Annotated in this window: 19 protein-coding genes; 17 read left to right on the top strand and 2 right to left on the bottom strand. The window is 38.6% G+C overall.

Annotation, left to right across the window (positions count from 1 at the left end):
- Nucleotides 1-102 precede the first annotated feature (102 nt).
- Nucleotides 103-846 carry a flagellar motor protein MotB gene (locus ACFQZ9_RS04975; RefSeq protein WP_498942577.1) on the bottom strand — a complete coding sequence of 248 codons (744 nt, stop codon included), beginning with the start codon at nt 844-846 and terminating at the stop codon, nt 103-105.
- Nucleotides 830-1,630, bottom strand: coding sequence for a MotA/TolQ/ExbB proton channel family protein (gene motA, locus ACFQZ9_RS04970; RefSeq protein WP_498942576.1), 801 nt, complete (start codon nt 1,628-1,630; stop codon nt 830-832). The genes ACFQZ9_RS04975 and motA overlap by 17 nt, the downstream gene beginning before the upstream one ends.
- 249 nt (nt 1,631-1,879) lie before the next feature.
- On the opposite strand from motA, the gene ACFQZ9_RS04965 reads away from it, so the two are divergent.
- The 17 genes from ACFQZ9_RS04965 to ACFQZ9_RS04885 all read left to right on the top strand — a co-directional run bounded on the left by ACFQZ9_RS04965 (nt 1,880) and on the right by ACFQZ9_RS04885 (nt 17,734).
- A complete protein-coding gene (locus ACFQZ9_RS04965; RefSeq protein ID WP_498942575.1) occupies nt 1,880-2,689 on the top strand; it encodes a CheR family methyltransferase in 810 nt (269 codons plus the stop codon).
- A 2-nt stretch (nt 2,690-2,691) separates the two neighbouring features.
- The gene (locus ACFQZ9_RS04960; RefSeq protein WP_498942574.1) at nt 2,692-3,732 is read left to right on the top strand and encodes a protein-glutamate methylesterase/protein-glutamine glutaminase; all 1,041 of its coding nucleotides are present in this window, start codon (nt 2,692-2,694) and stop codon (nt 3,730-3,732) included.
- Between the two features lie 190 nt (nt 3,733-3,922).
- Entirely contained in the window at nt 3,923-5,311 is a 1,389-nt protein-coding gene (locus ACFQZ9_RS04955; RefSeq protein ID WP_498942573.1) for a flagellar hook-length control protein FliK, read from the top strand.
- Nucleotides 5,312-5,327: 16 nt separating this feature from the next.
- Complete coding sequence (gene flgD / locus ACFQZ9_RS04950; RefSeq protein WP_498942572.1) at nt 5,328-5,756, top strand: flagellar hook assembly protein FlgD; 429 nt, start codon at nt 5,328-5,330, stop codon at nt 5,754-5,756.
- 27 nt (nt 5,757-5,783) lie between these two features.
- Nucleotides 5,784-6,698 (top strand): flagellar basal-body rod protein FlgG, encoded by a 915-nt coding sequence (locus ACFQZ9_RS04945; protein ID WP_498942571.1) that lies wholly within the window; start codon nt 5,784-5,786, stop codon nt 6,696-6,698.
- A gap of 95 nt (nt 6,699-6,793) precedes the next feature.
- Entirely contained in the window at nt 6,794-7,768 is a 975-nt protein-coding gene (gene fliM, locus ACFQZ9_RS04940; RefSeq protein ID WP_498942570.1) for a flagellar motor switch protein FliM, read from the top strand.
- Between the two features lies 1 nt (nt 7,769).
- The gene (fliY, locus tag ACFQZ9_RS04935; protein WP_498942569.1) at nt 7,770-8,891 is read left to right on the top strand and encodes a flagellar motor switch phosphatase FliY; all 1,122 of its coding nucleotides are present in this window, start codon (nt 7,770-7,772) and stop codon (nt 8,889-8,891) included.
- 27 nt (nt 8,892-8,918) lie between these two features.
- Nucleotides 8,919-9,281 carry a response regulator gene (locus ACFQZ9_RS04930; RefSeq protein WP_498942568.1) on the top strand — a complete coding sequence of 121 codons (363 nt, stop codon included), beginning with the start codon at nt 8,919-8,921 and terminating at the stop codon, nt 9,279-9,281.
- Nucleotides 9,282-9,505: 224 nt separating this feature from the next.
- On the top strand, nt 9,506-11,515 hold the full coding sequence (locus ACFQZ9_RS04925; protein ID WP_498942567.1) for a chemotaxis protein CheA: 2,010 nt from the start codon (nt 9,506-9,508) through the stop codon (nt 11,513-11,515).
- 19 nt (nt 11,516-11,534) lie between these two features.
- On the top strand, nt 11,535-11,963 hold the full coding sequence (locus tag ACFQZ9_RS04920; protein WP_498942566.1) for a chemotaxis protein CheW: 429 nt from the start codon (nt 11,535-11,537) through the stop codon (nt 11,961-11,963).
- Nucleotides 11,964-12,004: 41 nt separating this feature from the next.
- Nucleotides 12,005-12,484: a chemotaxis protein CheW gene (locus tag ACFQZ9_RS04915; protein ID WP_498942565.1), complete on the top strand. Its 480-nt coding sequence runs from the start codon at nt 12,005-12,007 to the stop codon at nt 12,482-12,484.
- 145 nt (nt 12,485-12,629) lie between these two features.
- Nucleotides 12,630-13,073 carry a YaaR family protein gene (locus ACFQZ9_RS04910; protein ID WP_498942564.1) on the top strand — a complete coding sequence of 148 codons (444 nt, stop codon included), beginning with the start codon at nt 12,630-12,632 and terminating at the stop codon, nt 13,071-13,073.
- Between the two features lie 55 nt (nt 13,074-13,128).
- Nucleotides 13,129-13,557, top strand: coding sequence for a hypothetical protein (locus tag ACFQZ9_RS04905; RefSeq protein WP_498942563.1), 429 nt, complete (start codon nt 13,129-13,131; stop codon nt 13,555-13,557).
- A gap of 2 nt (nt 13,558-13,559) precedes the next feature.
- On the top strand, nt 13,560-14,447 hold the full coding sequence (locus ACFQZ9_RS04900) for a flagellar hook-basal body protein (protein ID WP_498942562.1): 888 nt from the start codon (nt 13,560-13,562) through the stop codon (nt 14,445-14,447).
- Between the two features lie 27 nt (nt 14,448-14,474).
- On the top strand, nt 14,475-15,332 hold the full coding sequence (locus ACFQZ9_RS04895; protein WP_498942561.1) for a flagellar hook-basal body protein: 858 nt from the start codon (nt 14,475-14,477) through the stop codon (nt 15,330-15,332).
- A gap of 222 nt (nt 15,333-15,554) precedes the next feature.
- Nucleotides 15,555-17,069, top strand: a complete 1,515-nt coding sequence (fliD, locus tag ACFQZ9_RS04890; RefSeq protein WP_498942560.1) for a flagellar filament capping protein FliD — start codon at nt 15,555-15,557, stop codon at nt 17,067-17,069.
- Between the two features lie 317 nt (nt 17,070-17,386).
- Complete coding sequence (locus tag ACFQZ9_RS04885; RefSeq protein WP_498942559.1) at nt 17,387-17,734, top strand: carbon storage regulator; 348 nt, start codon at nt 17,387-17,389, stop codon at nt 17,732-17,734.

Raw genomic sequence — 17,734 nt, 5'->3', positions numbered from 1 at the left:
GTATTCTTTCTTCAGCTGTAAATTTGGCCATAAAAAAACCCCTAAACGTTAGAATGGTGTCTAACATTTAGGGGGCATTTCAAAAATTGAACAGGCTTTTGATTATTGGTTTCGTAAAATTACTATATTAACCCGGCGGTTTGCCTGACGGTGTTCTTTCGTATTATTTGGATAAAGCGGCTTATATTCACCATAACCGGTAAATTGAAGCCTTTTATCAGAAACTTTTTTCGACTCAAAAAAGTGAAGGACACTGACAGCTCTAGCAGAGGAAAGCTCCCAGTTTGAGGCAAAAGCAGCATTACCTATTGGGACATTATCCGTATGCCCTTCAATACTAATCGGATTTGATACAGTTCTAATTAATCCAACAATATCATTTAATGTCTTAAATGAGCTCTTTTTTAAATCAGCCTTACCTGGGTCAAAAAGGATGACATCCTTTAAGGAAACTTCAACCCCCCGTTTTGACTCCTGAAGAGTGACGGTTGCATGTAAATGATTGTTTTTAATGTATTGCTCAAGTTTTTGTTTTAATTTATCTAGTTCAACATCTTTTGTTTTTGTTTCAGGCTGAACCACTGGAACTGGCGCATTTTTTTGCTGCTTTACGGTTGTTTGGCTAGGCGAAAGGCCGACCTGCGCATTTTGTACCTGGGTGCCGGATAATTCATTTTTGAATGATTCCATAATAGCTTCATACTTTGATTTATTAATACTACTCGCTGCAAATAAAACAATAAACAGCGCCAGCAGAAGAGTCAGAAGATCAGAATAGGGAATCAGCCAAGTTTCGTCGATATGATCTTCGTGTTCCTCTTCTAACTTCCTACGCGATCTTCTCATTTCTCTCTTCACCTCCGCCATCTTTCACGAATTTTTTAAGTTCCTTTGGCGGCATAGAAACGGTTAATTTTTTTTCCAAAGCGCTTGGAGAAAGTCCTTGATAAACGGCAAGTAATCCTTCAATGGTTAAAAGTTTTAAATCTTGTTCTTTTTTTGATAAACGCTTTAATCGATTGGCAATCGGGTGCCATAATACGTAGCCGGTAAAGATACCTAGTAAAGTGGCAATAAATGCTGCAGAAATGGAGTGTCCAAGTTTTTCGACATTGTTTAAATTCCCAAGTGCAGCGATCAGCCCTACTACTGCCCCAAGAACACCGAGAGTAGGTGCATAGGTACCTGCCTGAGTAAAAATAAGGGCACCGGTTTTATGGCGTTTATCAATCGCTTCTACTTCTTCAAATAAAACCTCTTCAATAAATTCCAGGTCATAGCCATCAATAATCAATTCAAGTCCCTTTTTCAAAAAAGGATCTGTTGTGTTTGCGGCAATTTCTTCGAGCGCAAGGAATCCCTCTTTTTTTGCGACTTCTGCACATTCTACTAAACTGGAAATTTGCTTAGCCTTGGAAGGAAGTTTTGGTTCAATCAGGGCGATTTTGAATAATTGAGGAAGTTTCTTAATTTCACTGAATGGAAATGCAACCAAAAGTGCAGCAGCCGTGCCACCGAAAATAATGAGGTAGGCTGCTGGGTTGTATAATGATGTAAGTGAAGCACCTTTTAAAACCATCCCGATACCGATTGCTAGTAATGCTAACAAAATTCCAAAAATACTAGACATCTTTGTTCTCCTTTTAAAAATAAAATAGGTTATAAAGATATTGTACGTTAATCAATAAGCTTCGACAATTATGTTTTTGATTTTTATCGAACAAAAAATTTAACTTTTTGATAAAAAATCAAAATATCTAGTGTGAAAATTCTCAAAATCTATTTGACGGGTGCCTATTAATTTTGTAACTTTATACTAAACTAGGTAAAATAATGTCAATCTATTTTTTGAAGGAAGTGGCTGTACAGAGTGAACTTTTTGGTAGATAGCGGACTAGAAAAATTAAGCCGAAGTATTTACAATCATTGTGGATTGCGTTTTGCTGACAGGCTTACCATTTTAAAAGAAAAGATTTCTAAAAGGGTTCAGGAACTTGGGGTGTCGTACGAAGAATATTATGGATATTTACAAATCAACCCTAGTGAATGGGATATTCTTGTGGAAATATTAACCATCAATGAAACTTATTTTTACAGAGAGGAGAGCCAATTAAACGAGTGCTGCTCGGTGGTTTTACCTCAAATGAAACAAAGAACCAGAAACCGTCCGCTAAGAATATGGAGTGCTGCGTGTTCAACAGGGGAGGAACCTTTCACTCTTGCGATGTTAATTCAGGAAACGGGGCTGTTCCCGGCAGGGTCTGTTGAGATTATTGCAACGGATATCAATAAAAAGGTCCTCCAAAAAGCAGAAAAGGGCTGGTACCATAAAGGATCCTTTGCCTTTCGAAGAATCCCTGAAAAACTATTATTGAAATATTTTTCAGAAGAAAATGGCGGTTATCAAATCATGCCTGCCGTTCGAAATATGGTTCGCTTTCAGCATTTAAATCTCCTAAACAAAACAAAAGCATCACAAATCGGAGATGTAGATGTCATCTTCTGCAGAAACGTATTGATTTATTTTGATCAAGAGACCACAAAACAAGTAATCAGAAGTTTACATCAAAACCTAATACCCGGAGGGTACTTGTTTCTAGGACACGCTGAATCGATTACTCAAATGGACTTAGGATTTCAAAAGGTAGATTCTAATAAGACTTTTTATTATCGAAAGGAACTTGATTAGAAATGAAGCAGTATGGTGTTTTAGTGGTGGATGATTCTGCTTTTATGAGAAGAACCATTAGTTTAATCCTAGAAAAGGACCCGCAATTTTTTGTCATTGGAATTGCAAGGAACGGTGTGGAGGCGGTTGAAAAGGTTCAACGGTTGAAACCCGATTTGGTCACAATGGATTTGGAGATGCCGGAAATGAATGGACTTACGGCATTAGAACAAATCATGGGGAAATCACCCGTACCTGTCGTGATGTTAAGTTCACGGACGGGAGAAGGAGCTCAAGAAACCATCCAGGCTCTTGAATTAGGAGCCGTTGATTTCTTTTTAAAGGATAAACTTGTTCAAAACCCGTTAGACAATGACCATGTTCAAGATTTTTTGCTGCGCCTGAAAGGTATTGCCGAGGCTAAACTTCCAAGCGAAACTCCGAAACCGCAGCCGCGAAATAGAGTAGTAAAAGAGAAGAGGAGTCGGAAAATAGAGCTGATTTTCATTGGCTGTTCGACTGGGGGCCCCTCTGCCTTACAGGCAATCCTGCCCCATTTTCCAAAGAATTTTCCAATTCCAATTGTTGTTGCGCAGCATATGCCTCGCGGGTTTACCAAACCTTTGGCCAATCGTTTTAATAATCTATGCCAATTAAATGTAATCGAGGCGCAAAATGATCAGGTGATTCTGCCTGGAACGATTTATATTGCCCCTTCGGGTTATCAAACAAGGTTTGAAAGGAAACCAAATGGCACAGTGGTATCTAAAATAGATGACTCTCTAGATGTAAGAACATTATACAAACCAGCGATAGATATATCACTCGAATCCGCTGCCCCCATTTTTGGAGACCGTTTGCTATCCATCATATTAACTGGTATGGGATCAGATGGAATGAAAGGGTGCAGTTTTGTAAAAAATCATCGGGGAAATGTGTTCGTAGAGGCTGAGGAAACCTGTATTGTATATGGGATGCCGAAGGCGGTAAAGGAAGCAGGATATGCCGATGGACAATTTGCACTTTCGCAAATGTATCAGGAAATAATTGCTTTTACGATTTAACGGCTGGTAGTTAAAAGGAAGGGATGATGGGCGGGTATCGTCCCTTCTTTTATTATGAATCTAGGATTTCTTCAAAAACTATCAAAAATTTTATAACTTCTCATCGAAAAATCTCATGACTAAATTTGGCTAATGAGTTATAATATTGTGTAATTGGAATATGTTATCCAGATGAAAGTAGGGAAGTTGTTTGGAAGTCAATCAAATCTCAATCAAAATAAATCAAACAACTCAAGCGGATAGTGGAAAACAAACTTCTGCCGAAAAGGCGGAAGGTTCCGCTAATTCCTTTGATCAAATATTGGCGATGTTCAATCTTCTTGGTCAAGCAAATCAGAAGGCCGAGAATAAATCTTCATCTGTCTTGAAAGACAGTTCTAACTTTTCCAGTACGAATAAGGAAGATGAAAAGAATATAAGCCCGGAAGAATGGCAGCAAATAGAAGCAATTTTACTTGCTTGGGTCCAAAGCGGCCAGCAAGTTTCACCATTACCGACAGGCGAAAATCCAGTAATGAATAATTCTTCAGGAAGTGAGTCCCAATCACCCGTCAATGTATCGCAACTTGGCCCATTACTCCAAAAAATTGGGTTACAAAAGATGGATGGACTTAATCAACTGTCAGATTCGGATAAAAATAAATTCGCCCAGGGAATACTCAATCTACAATCACTCGCACAACAAAAACCATCTGAAATTTCAAATAATACACTGGGTAAAATACCATTTGAAATTTCAAATAATATACAAGATCAAAAATTATCTAGAATTCTAAAGGGAATAGAAAATAAACTCGGGATTAACTTAAACGATGAAAAATCGGAAAATTTGTTAAACAGTAAGTCGTCTGAAATCAGCCAATCCCGACAACCATTATTTGTTGATATCAAACAAAATAGTAATCTTTTATTTAAACCCCGGTTAAGCTTAGATAAAAATCAAGTAGATTTCCCATCCTCTATTAATTTAGAACTTGATGGGAGCAAGCAAGTAAGAATCAAGGAACAACCAATTCTAGTAAATCTACAGCCGCAAACGACCACAGGATTGAATGCTTCTGGCGATTCAGCTGCTCCATCCGTGTTACCGGTTTCTAATTTTGTTCCGGAAGTCAGTGAATGGATGGGAACATTTATGAGAATCTCAGCGGGGCAAACGGGAGGAACTGAAGCGAAATTTTCTTTATATCCTGAGCATTTAGGACATGTTGAAATCAAAATTTTCTCTCAAGATGGGCAGTTATCTGCACAAATCTTGACAGACACGGCCACGGCAAAAGATGCTTTGGCAGGCCAGCTGCATGATCTGAGGCAGGCACTCCAGCAGCATGGAATCATAGTACAAAAGCTTGATATTTCTCAGCAGGCCGTTCCATCCACAGAACAAAATCAGGCCGGCTTATCCTTTTCTCAAAATGGTTCAAGTTCTTCGGATGAACAACGTTCCTTCACTTTTAATCAGAATCCGTTGAAAAAACAAAATGATTCTAATCAAAAAGAAATAGAAACAGAGCCAATACCGATTACATATGGGAGGACATCTCCTAGCTCAACTTCAAGTATCGATTTTACCGCATAGAAAGGAGTCCAAGAGTATGAGCAGTTGGGTAGATATTTCCAATGCCTCCCAAACGAATTCCGTTTTTAATAATGTAAAGCCTTTTGAACAAAAAAGCATCCTGGGAAAAGATGATTTTTTGCGGATTTTGACGACACAATTGTCGCATCAGGATCCCTCCAGTCCGCTTCAAGATAAAGATTTTATCGCACAGATGGCTACGTTTAGTTCTTTGGAACAAATGACGAATTTAAATAGTGCTTTTGATAAGTTTGCCAGCCAGCAAATGAGTCAATATGCTTCATCAATTGGAAAAGAAATTAGTTGGACCGGGGAGGATTCAAGTTCCCCAAGCAATGGCGTTGTGGATGGAATCTCCATGCAAGACGGAAACTATTTTTATCTTGTAGGGGATCAAAAAGTCCCAATGGAAAATGTTACTGAAATCAAGGAAGTCAAATCCTGAAACTAATTCATTAATGGGGGAACGAACATGTTAAAGTCACTTTATTCCGGGGTTTCCGGAATGAAAGGTTTTCAAACGAAACTTGATGTAATCGGAAATAATGTTGCAAACGTTAACACGGTAGGATTTAAAAAAGGCCGCGTAATGTTTCAGGATATCATTAATCAAAATATTGCTGGGGCAACCGCTCCTACCACCCAAAGCGGCGGTGTGAACCCTAAGCAAGTAGGGCTCGGTACGAAAGTTGGCTCAATCGATACCATCCATACACCAGGAAGTCCGATGACGACAGGTGTTGGGACAGATTTAGCAATTGATGGAGATGCGTTTTTTGTTGTGAAGGATGGAGTGAATGGCCCAAGTTACTTAACAAAAGCTGGAAACTTTAATAGAGATGCAAATGGGGATTTGGTTAATTCCAATGGATATCTTGTATCAGGGGTTAAAGTTAAAATTAATGCCGGAGCTCCTCCGACTAGGACGATTACTCAAGTTCCAAGGATTAATATAACTAAGGATGATAAAACGGATTTAAATTTTACTTCCTATTCAATTGATTCGAATGGTTATATAAACGTGGTAGATGAAAAGGGTAATAGCGGAAAACTAGCCTATGATGGCACTGATTACTATTTGAACAATACTGCAACTACAGATGATAATGTTTCAATAGCTACCTCAGTTGTTCCGAACCCAGGCGGTTTACAAAAAGTTGGAAATACTATGTTTGCGATTACAGGGAACTCCGGAAATGGAACACCTGACGCCATCCAATACAACAAAGGTGGCACGATCAACTCCGGAATCCTCGAAATGTCCAACGTGGATTTAACCGATGAATTTACTGAGATGATTGTGGCACAGCGCGGTTTCCAAGCAAATGCTAGAACGATTACTACTTCAGACTCTATTTTAGAAGAGCTTATAAATCTAAAACGATAGCTGGTAATTTTGAAAACTAATTATCTCCCCTTAGTTAAAGGAATGTGATTAAATCTTTTTAATAAACTCAGGGAAGAGTGAAGGGGGGATGCCCTGTGGCAGATGTATTATCACAACAAGAAATTGATGCTCTTTTATCAGCGTTAAATAACGGCGAACTGCAGGCATCAGAAGTTCAAGAGAAAAAAGAAAAAGTAAAAGTTTATGATTTCAGACGGGCGATGCGTTACTCAAAGGATCAGTTGCGCAGCATTGCCAGAATTCATGAAAATTTTACAAGACTATTCACTTCCTATCTTTCAGCTCAGCTAAGAACCTTTGTTCAAATTGAAATCGACCTGGTAGACCAGGTAAACTATCATGAGTTTATTTCGTCAATCCCTTCAAAAACGATTATCAATCTGTTTGAAGTGAAACCAATGGACGCCAAAATGGCGATGGAAGTAAACCCGCAAGTCGCTTATGCAATACTAGAGCGGATGCTGGGAGGACAAGGCGACCTTGCTGACCGGGCCGAATCACTTACAGAAATCGAAACCAAGCTTTTACAAAAGATTTTTACCCGTGGCTTTTCGATGTATCAAGAGGCATGGAAAAACATTGAACATATTCATGTGAAATTGGAAGGGATTGAATCAAACCCTCAATTTATTCAAATTGCTTCTTCTAATGATACGGTGATTATTATCGTTCTACGTACGACGATAGGAGAAATTACAGGTCCAATGACAATATGCCTACCGCATTTAATCGTAGAACCAGTACTGCCAAAATTAACGACACATCAATGGCTTTCTTCCATGTCGAAAACGAATGATACGCAGCAGGATTTATTAAAGAAAAACTTAGACACGGTTAATATTCCTGTGATAGCTGAATTAGGCAGAGCCACCTTACCAGTTTCCGACTTGCTGAACTTGCAGATTGGTGATGTGATCGGAATTGAAACAGGTAAACTACGAATCAAAGTAGGAGATTTGACAAGGTTTTTGGGAAACCCTGGCCTTCAAAAAGGGCATTATGCTGTCCAGATTGATCAAGTAATCCACAACGAAGGAGATGACCTTTAAGATGACCGAGGGATCGTTATCTCAAGAAGAAATCAATGCATTATTTAATCAATTAAATGAAAATCCAAGTTTATCGATTGAGGATTTCTTGAGCCCTATGGAGCAGGATGCTTTAGGGGAGATTGGCAATATATCATTAGGAAGTTCTACTACTGCACTTTCTACCCTGTTAAATCAGCGGGTTGAAATCACGACACCAACATTGTCTGTGATTGAACGGGATCGAATGGAAGATCTTATTGAAGAAGTACATGTGGCTGTATTTGTGGATTATACGGAGGGACTGCGCGGCAATAACGTTTTGATGATTAAAGAAAACGATGCAAAAATCATTGCGAATTTAATGATGGGCGGGGATGGTACCTCACTTGACACAGAACTGACAGAGTTGCATCTCAGTGCCGTACAAGAGGCAATGAATCAAATGATGGGATCAGCTGCCACATCAATGTCGACGATGTTTCATCAAAAAGTGGATATTTCACCCCCATCTATTGATGTCCTTGGGTTTCCCCCGAAAAAGTTGGAAGCATTCGATGACGATATTATCATCAAAGTTTCCTTTCGATTAAAGGTAGGAAACCTAATTGATTCGAATATGATTCAATTTATTCCACTTTCCTTTGGAAGGGAATTAATTCAACAAATTTTCAAAACCAATGCTCCAGAACCGCCTTCCACTCCGGTCATTGAGGAAAAGCCAGTCAGGCAAGCCCAAACGACGGTAGTGAAACCTGAAGCGGCTCCGCATTATGAGGGAAGCTCGGCTTCTCAAATTCCTGTACTGCCGCCCGTCAATGCCAATGTACAAAAGGTTGAATATGGTGCTTTTCCAGAGCAGCCTGCAGCTGGCAATGTCAAAGGCAATCTTGATTTGTTATATGATATTCCTTTAGAAATTACTGTTGAGCTTGGAAGAACAGATATGGAAATCCGCAAGATTCTGGAATTGGGACCTGGGGCTGTCATCCAGTTGGATAAATTAGCCGGTGAACCTGTGGATATTCTAGCGAACCATAAGCTGATTGCCAAGGGAGAAGTAGTGGTTATCGAAGAGAATTTTGGGGTGCGGATTACAGATATCATTAGCCCTATCGACCGTTTAACGAAAATGACCATATAAAGATAGAAGATATTGGAGGAGAATTCTATGGCAAAGGTATTAATCGTTGATGACGCTGCTTTTATGCGTATGATGTTAAAAGATATTTTAAGTAAAAATGGACTTGAAGTAGTTGGAGAGGCAGTAAATGGAGCTGATGCAGTTGTAAAATACCGTGAGCTACAGCCTGATGTCGTGACCATGGATATTACGATGCCTGAAAAAGATGGGATTTCTGCGGTTAAAGAAATTAGGGCTTCTTATCCCCAAGCGAAAGTGATTATGTGTTCCGCGATGGGGCAGCAGCCGATGGTATTAGAAGCCATTCAGGCCGGTGCAAAAGATTTTATCGTAAAACCTTTCCAAGCGGATCGGGTTATGGAGTCCATTACTAAGGTGTTAGGAAATTAAATTCAAAGGGGAATTTTCAATAAAAGCGAGAAGTGCATGGAGCCATTTAGTTAATCCGTTCACTCTCGCTTTTTATACGCAATTTAGTTTTTGATGATGGATAAAAATCTATCAAAAAATTTTAGAAAAATAGTAAAAATATTTGGTAATATGGAGTATATACGAAACTGCATACATATTAAATCTAGTAATCCTGAAATGCTATTTAGCGAGGAGAGTAAACAATGGACTCGAATGATTTTTTAGAGATGTTTATCGAAGAATCAAAAGAACATTTACAGGCAATGAACGAAGAGCTATTAAATCTAGAATCGGAGCCTGATAACACGGCAATTGTGAATGAAATCTTTCGTTCAGCCCATACCCTTAAAGGGATGGCAGGTGCTATGGGCTTTGAAGACATGGCATCGCTTACCCATGAAATGGAAAATGTGCTAGACCTTGTTCGTAATTCGAAACTGCGGATTACGGTGGAAATAATGGACGTAATTTTTAAGTGCGTGGATCACTTGGAAAAAATGGTCACCAATATCGAGCAAGGAGGAGACGGTAAAGAAGACGTTTCTGAAACGGTAAAACAATTGACGATGATTAAAAATCCATCATCAACTACCCAAAAAGAACCTTATGCGGCGGCTCAAGAAGTTGCTGCTACGGCTGAACTTGTGATGGATGAGTATCAAATGTCTGTCATCAATGAAGCATGGAAAACGGGTAATAAAGTCTATCAAATTCAAGTCACACTCGATCATAATTGTATGATGAAAGCCGTAAGAGCCTATATGGTTTTTCAAGTAGTTGAGGAATACGGGGAAATCATCCAAACAAATCCATCTGTAGAGAAAATAGAGGAGGACGATTTTGGTGACTCTTTTACCCTATTATTATTATCTGAGAGCGAACTGAGAGTGATTCAAACCGAAATTTCTAATATTTCAGAAGTTAAAGAAGTCATTATAACCGAAAGTTTGACTCGAAAATTAGAAGAAGTTGAATCTGTAAATGCCCCTGAAATCGAAAAACAAGAGCAAACGAGTACGATACAAACCAAAGCTGCTCAAGACCATGGCAAAAAGAAACATCGCTCAAAATCAATTCGTGTCGATATTGAAAAATTAGATCACTTAATGAACCTTTTTAGCGAATTGATAATTGACCGCGGCAGATTAGAGCAAATCTCCCGAAAGTCAGACTTGGCTGAACTGACTGAGACAGTGGAGCATATGACCCGTATATCAACTGACTTACAAGGACTTATTTTGAATATGCGAATGGTACCGGTAGAGCAAGTATTTAGCCGATTCCCGCGAATGGTAAGGGACCTTGCGAAAGACCTAAATAAAAAGGTTCAATTAGTGGTAGAAGGCGCTGAAACTGAATTAGACCGGACCGTAATTGATGAAATTGGCGATCCTCTAGTCCATCTCCTTCGTAATGCGTTAGATCACGGATTGGAGTCTACAGAGGAACGAATCAGCAGCAAAAAAAGAGAAGAAGGCAAAATCTTATTGAAAGCCTATCACAGTGGAAACCAAGTGTTTATCGAGGTAAAGGATGATGGGAAGGGCATTAATCGTGAGAAGGTATTGAAAAAAGCGATTGAACGGTCTGTTGTCACAGAGGAAGAGGCTAAATCTCTAACTGACTCAGAGGTATATGCTTTGATTTTCTCATCAGGATTCAGTACCGCCGATAAAATTTCAGATATATCCGGACGGGGTGTAGGTTTAGATGTGGTGAAAACCAAAATCGAATCCTTGGGCGGAGTGATTAGCATTGATTCAACACCTGGCCAAGGTTCAACGTTCCGCATCCAGCTGCCGTTAACCTTATCGATTATTTTTTCGATGCTCGTGAAGGTGGCAGAAGAAACCTATGCAATTCCATTTAATTCGATTGTGGAAATTACCTCTATTTCACCAGAGGATGTAGCTACCCTTCATGGTCAAAGAGTAATTCAATTTCGGAAACAGGTGGTTCCATTAATCTATTTGAATGAGGTATTCCAAGTTCCTACTATGGATGAGAGCCATGATCGCCAGCTTTATATTGTTATTGTTCGCAAGGGCGATAAGACGGTAGGGGTAGTGGTAGACTCGGTTTTAGGACAACAAGAGGTAGTATTGAAATCTTTAGGCGGATTTTTAACCAACTTATATGCGATTTCTGGCGCTACCATTCTTGGAAACGGAGAAGTGGCATTAATTATTGATTCTAACCAGTTCATTAAATAGAAAGGGCAGGGGCTTCCCAATGGAAATAAAAAAAATTGTCGCTTTTAAAATCGGTGATGAGGAGTATGGACTTGATATTGATTATGTGGAGTCTATTGAAAAAGTGAATCATATTACGAGAGTTCCTAATGCACCCGTTTATGTAAAAGGTGTCATCAATTTGCGCGGAAATGTCACTCCAATTATCGATCTTCGCTGTAAATTAGATTTAGGGCAGGCTGAGTTCACGGAAGATACACGAATTATTGTGACCAAAATTGAAGATATTGAGTTAGGGTTAATTGTCGATAAAACGAGCGATGTAATCGATGTGTCACCGAAAGTGATTGATGACCCGTCCACCTGTGGATTTGCTTCCGAGTATTTTGCGGGAATTGCCAATATAGAGGGGCGTCTAATTATTCTTTTAAAATTAGCCGAATTGATGGAGCTCACAACGGTAGCTTAATCATTTTCTTGTAAGTAATACGTAAGAAAGAAGGAATCGAAATGGAGCAACATGATGTAAAATCACTTATTTTTAAGGTGGGGCATGAGGAGTACGGGGTCCAGATCAGTCAAGTGATTTCGATTGAACAAATGCAGGCAATTACCCCATTCCCGAACCGGCCACCGCATGTTTTAGGAGTAACGACCATCCGAAATGTTGTAACACCTGTGGTAGATTTACGCTCAGCTTTAATGGGGAAAACCCTTTCGACTGATGACGCAAGACTTGTGGTGGTTCAAGTTAGCAATAAAGCAATCGGTCTTGTAGTGGATGCGGCAACAGATGTTTTAGATATTGCTCCTGATACCATTCAGCATCCTACCCTAATGGAATCTAGAAATGTTTCTTATTTAAAGGGAGTTTCCATGCAAGATGAACGCTTAATCATTCTTTTGGATATTGAAAAATTACTTGAAGATACATCGAATTTGGATGAATTGAAGGAAATTAAAGATTCCTCGCAGCTTCAAATGGCCTAGACATTCATTGGCTAAATTGTTTTAAGGGCTTTAATCGTAATAGATTAAGGCTCTTTTCATTTTTTCTGCCAGTTTTAATGAAACTTTCAAAAAATTAGGGTATAATTTTGATAGATTTTGATATTTTTTTGAGGTGGTAAATCCATTGAAAATACAAGACCAGATTCGAATCAATTTGGGAGATTCCCGTTTTCCCACAACGGAAAGGAATTCCACTAACTCTGCTTCGTTTCAAAAAATAATGAGCAACTATTCGAAAGGGCTTACAAAGGATTACCTAAATCAATTATTGGAAGATGTTGATCAACAGGGACAAAAGTTAAGCGAAAATCCAACTTTTCTTGAATTACGTAAATACAAGGATTTAGTGAAACAGTTTATGGGTGAAGTGACGAAGAATGGGGTCGGCTTATATCAGACAGAAAGCTGGGACCCATACAGCGGAAACAAAACATTGAAAACGGTTCAGGTGCTTGATCGCAAGTTAATGGAATTAACCGACCATGTCCTAAACCAACAAAATGAAGGGCTGTCTATCTTGGATCGGATTGGCGAGATTAAAGGGTTATTAATTAACTTATATACATAGTCTCATTGTACGGTTCTGAAACAACAACCATAGAATTGCAGAAAGGAAGGGAACAGTGCAAACGTTTTTTATAGTCATACTTTTAGTCCTGATTTTTTTGGGTGTTATTTTTTTAATTGCCCGAAGTTTAATTGGAGAAGATTCTCGAACAAAAAAGGATCATTATCAAGAAATCCTTGAGAAATTAGGAAAGTTAAAGCGCGATACGGCTGAATTAGAATTAACTGTAGAGTGTTTTTCACTCGCAATCAAACGGGAATTCAACAAGTGGCAAGCGGAAAAACAGGCATTAGCAGCAGCTGTTCAATCAGCTGAGAACTCTACAAACGAACATCATCTATTCCTAAATGAACGATACAAAGAAATTTTTGATTTGTATGCACAAGGGCTATCTGCCGAACAAATTGCAAGAAAACTTGACAAAGGTTACGGAGAGGTATCCTTTATCCTGCAGCTGGCAAGCCAAGAACAGAAAGGGGATTAACGATGTTAAGAGGATTATATACTGCGGCATCAGGCATGTTTTCCTTGGAGCGGAGACAGGAAACATTAGCCAATAATCTGGCCAATGCGCAAACACCAGGGTTTAAAAAGGATGATACGGTTCTCCGTGCTTTTCCAAAACTATTAATGCAGCGAATAAATGATTTTAATGAAATGGCCAAAGTATCAGGACCCGGAGTACCGCCAATCCCAGGCTATCCTGTACCGATAGGGGACTTGTATAACGGGGTATACGCCCAGGAACGCATTCCCAGCTTCACACAAGGTGCTCTAGTAGATACGAATAATCCATTAGACATTGCCATTGAGGATCAAGAGATTCCTGCTCAAAATGTAAATGGCCGGCAGGTAAAACCGAATGCCTTTTTTGCGGTGCAGCTTCCGAATAGAACAGTTGGCTATACAAGAGATGGGAAGTTTGACCTAGATACCAATGGCAATCTAGTAACTGCAGACGGATATCGCGTAATCGGCTCTGATAATAAACCTGTCCAAATAAACAGCAGCATCAGTAAAGAGGATTTGCAAATCAGTCCGAACGGGCAGATCATTGCTTACCCGAATGAACCTTCAAAAACAAGGAACATCGGGCGGATTGGCATAGCTATCGCACAAAATCCTTTAGACCTTCGCCGCTTAGGTGGCAATGTTTATCAATCTACTAATCCATTACCAATGATTCAAGGAAACGGTACAAATCCGGGTGTTTCCCTGCACCAAGGCACTATTGAGCAGTCCAATGTCGACCTTGGCCAAACGATGACAGATATGATGTCTACAGTAAGAGGATATGAAGCAAATCAAAAAGTTTTAGGTGTTTATGATCAATCGCTTGATAAATTGTACACGGTCGGAAGGCTTGATGGCTAAAATACATAAGGACAGGGGAATAGAAAATTGAACACTTCATTATATATTTCATCCGGCGCACTGCAAGCCTACCAGCAAAAAATTGACACTTCTGCAAACAATATTGCCAATGTAAACACGACTGGATTTAAACGAAGAGATCAAAGCTTTTCAGAGCTTTTAGCCTCACAAATCAACAATCAAATTGATACTACACAGGAAATGGGCCGGCAAACTCCTTATGGATTGCGAGAGGGTTATGGAGCACGGGCAGGACTAACTCAGCTTGATACAGAGCAGGGACAGGGAATTGAAACGAAAAATCCGTTTGATCTGATGATTCAAGGAAAGGGATTTTTTCAAGTAAGCTATCCATCGAAAACTGCTGGCGGCCAAAGTGAGGTCCGTTTCACGCGTGATGGGAATTTCCATTTAAGCCCTAATCCTAATAATAAAGGAAGCTATTATTTAGTTAGTGCTAATGGGGGATTTCTTCTGGATCAGAAGGGTACGCCGATACAGCTGAATGGCCAAAATGAGGTCCAAATTGATGCAACCGGACAAATACAATTGAAAAATAAAAATGGTAAAGGCACCGTAATCAATTCCCCTCAGCGGGTCGGGATTGTTGATATTCAAAATCCACATGTTTTGAAAAATATGGGGGATAATGAATATTCTATCGATACCACTGTCCTTCCGACTGGGACCAATGCCGCAAATTTTGTGAGAGCAATGAATCCGGGTGAAGCACAAATTCAATCTGGTTTTTTAGAAGGCTCCAACGTTGACTTAACATCAGAAATGACTGACTTGATGACTTCACAGAGAAGTTTTCAAATGAATTCTAGAGCGGTTTCCTATGCGGATCAGATGATGGGGATTGCGAATAATATTTTAAGGTAATGTAAGATTGGAGGTGCTTTATTGTGCCTCTATTTTTTAAGACTAAACCTTTTTTTCTATTTTCCGATAAAACACTTTATAAGATTATAAAAAGGATAAATAGATTTAGATCAGTTAGGTTAAATAGTGAATATATTAAGCCTTAAAGTTTTAGGAGTGATTGTATTGGTAAGTTCTGTTACAAGTAGTAATTATAATAGAATATCTGGATTAGCTTCTGGGATGGATACGGATAGTATAGTTCAGCAAATGGTAAAGGCACAAAGTACCAAGCTAAATAAGCTGCAGCAGGCAAAAACGTTAAATTCATGGAAGACAGATGCATACAGAGATGTGAATACAAAGTTAGCTGATTTTAGAAGTTCAATCCAAAATCTTCGGTTACAATCCACTTTTAATAAGAAGACAGTTACTTCTTCACAACCTGATTTAGTTGGAGTTTCCATTTCTGGAGCACCAACTGCATCAAGTTACACTCTAACAGTTAATACGCCGGCAACACCAGCACAAAATGCGACTGTTAGCTTTAGCGGAAGCATTGCAGACAGAACATCAAAGGTCGGAACTGATTTTTCATTTGATTTGACAGGAACAGGAACACAAACGATTTCCATTTCTAAAGATGATACGATAGATGGTGTAATTACTAAAATCAATACTCAAAGTGCAACGACAGGTGTTAAAGCAAGTTATTTTGATGGGAATGGATCTATAGTTTTTTCAACAGTAGCAACAGGAGCAACGGCTAACATAAAGATTGAAAATGTTGGTGCCAATAATTTAGGGATTACAAATGGTATTATTCTAAAAGATGCAGATCCTACTGTTGCAGTAAACCAACAAAACTTTACTAATCAAAGTGTCGGAGCAGATGTTAAACCAGGTCAGGTTACAATTAACGGATTATCCCTTACGATTAATAGCAACAGCTTTACCTATGATGGGGTCAAGTATGATTTAAAAGCTCCAAATACTGGCCAGACAGTTTCCGTTCAGACAACAAATGATACACAAAGTGCGTTTGATTCAATTAAAACCTTAGTCGACAAATATAATCAGCTTATTTCAGATCTTAATTCTAAGATATCAGAACAGAAGTACCGTGATTATCCGCCGCTTACAGATGATCAGAAAAAAGATATGAAAGATACGGATATTACACTATGGGAAAATAAAGCTAAAAGTGGACTATTAAATAATGATTCAAACATTTCAAGTTTATTACAACAAATGAGGACAAGCTTATCCCAGGCAGTTGGCGGGATTACAGATGGTCCAAAGTCCCTATCTGATATCGGCATTACCACCAGTAACAACTATCAAGATAATGGAAAGCTAGTGCTAGATGAAGCAAAACTAAAAAGTGCACTTGACAGCAATTTATTAGGTGTTCAAAACCTATTTACAAAAAAAAGTACCTTAGGATCATCAAGTGACACGACCGCAACAAGCAGTGAAAAGAGTAATGACAGTGGTTTTGGCTGGAGGATTTATGACCGGGTTAACAGTGCATTGTCTGATTTAGCCACCATTGCTGGTTCACCAACTTCTGCGTACACAGATACAAAAAGTTTGATGGCCAAACAACTAAAAAGTATTACTGATAATCTGACAAAGGAGCAAAATCGAATATCACAGTATGAGACTAATCTCTATAAAAAGTTTTCCGATATGGAAACAGCACTTACAAAATTAAATTCGCAAAGCAATTGGTTAACGCAACAACTAGGCGGATAAAGAATAAGGTGAAACAGTATTTCTTGGTTTATTTTAAGGCTGAATGCTGTTACGAGAGTCATCCCTATGGATGGCTCTTTTCTGTGTTAAATAAATAAAAAATTAATTTAATTACTAAACCATATTTTATTTTTTCCGATAAGAAGAATAGAAAGAATGCGATAACTTTTTTTAAAGATTTCAATTAATATTTTAGAAAAATACTAAACTTAAATCCTAATCATCCGATAAATAAAATACCAAGCAATTCTTCCAATAAAGTAAGTTCATACATATAAAGTGAATTCTTGGAATTTACTCCTATGGAGGTTGCTAAATTGCTGATTGTAGGTAGAGAAATTGGTCAATCCGTTATTATTGGTGATGTGATTAAGGTTACAGTTCAAAAAAAATATTTAAAACCTCAATTATTAATTAATGCACCAAAGCACTTTAGTATATCTCAATACAATCAGATTGGAAGCAGTAAGGTAAGCTTAAAAAAAGGTGTACGAATGGTGGGCAAACAAATCCTTATCGGAGAATTAATAAAGGTAGCACTCCTTCAGACTGATTCAGGGTTACTAAGAATTGCCATTGAAGCACCGAAAAAAATTCCTATTTATCGAGAGGAATTATACAAAACTATTCGTTTATCAGAAGAAAAGTTGAGAATTAGTTTGTAA

The sequence above is a fragment of the Neobacillus sp. GCM10027624 genome (assembly GCF_042675345.1).
Lineage (GTDB): Bacteria > Bacillota > Bacilli > Bacillales > Cytobacillaceae > Neobacillus > Neobacillus cucumis_D.
Note: the sequence above shows the minus strand (reverse complement) of the source record. Positions and strands in the feature narration are given on the sequence as shown.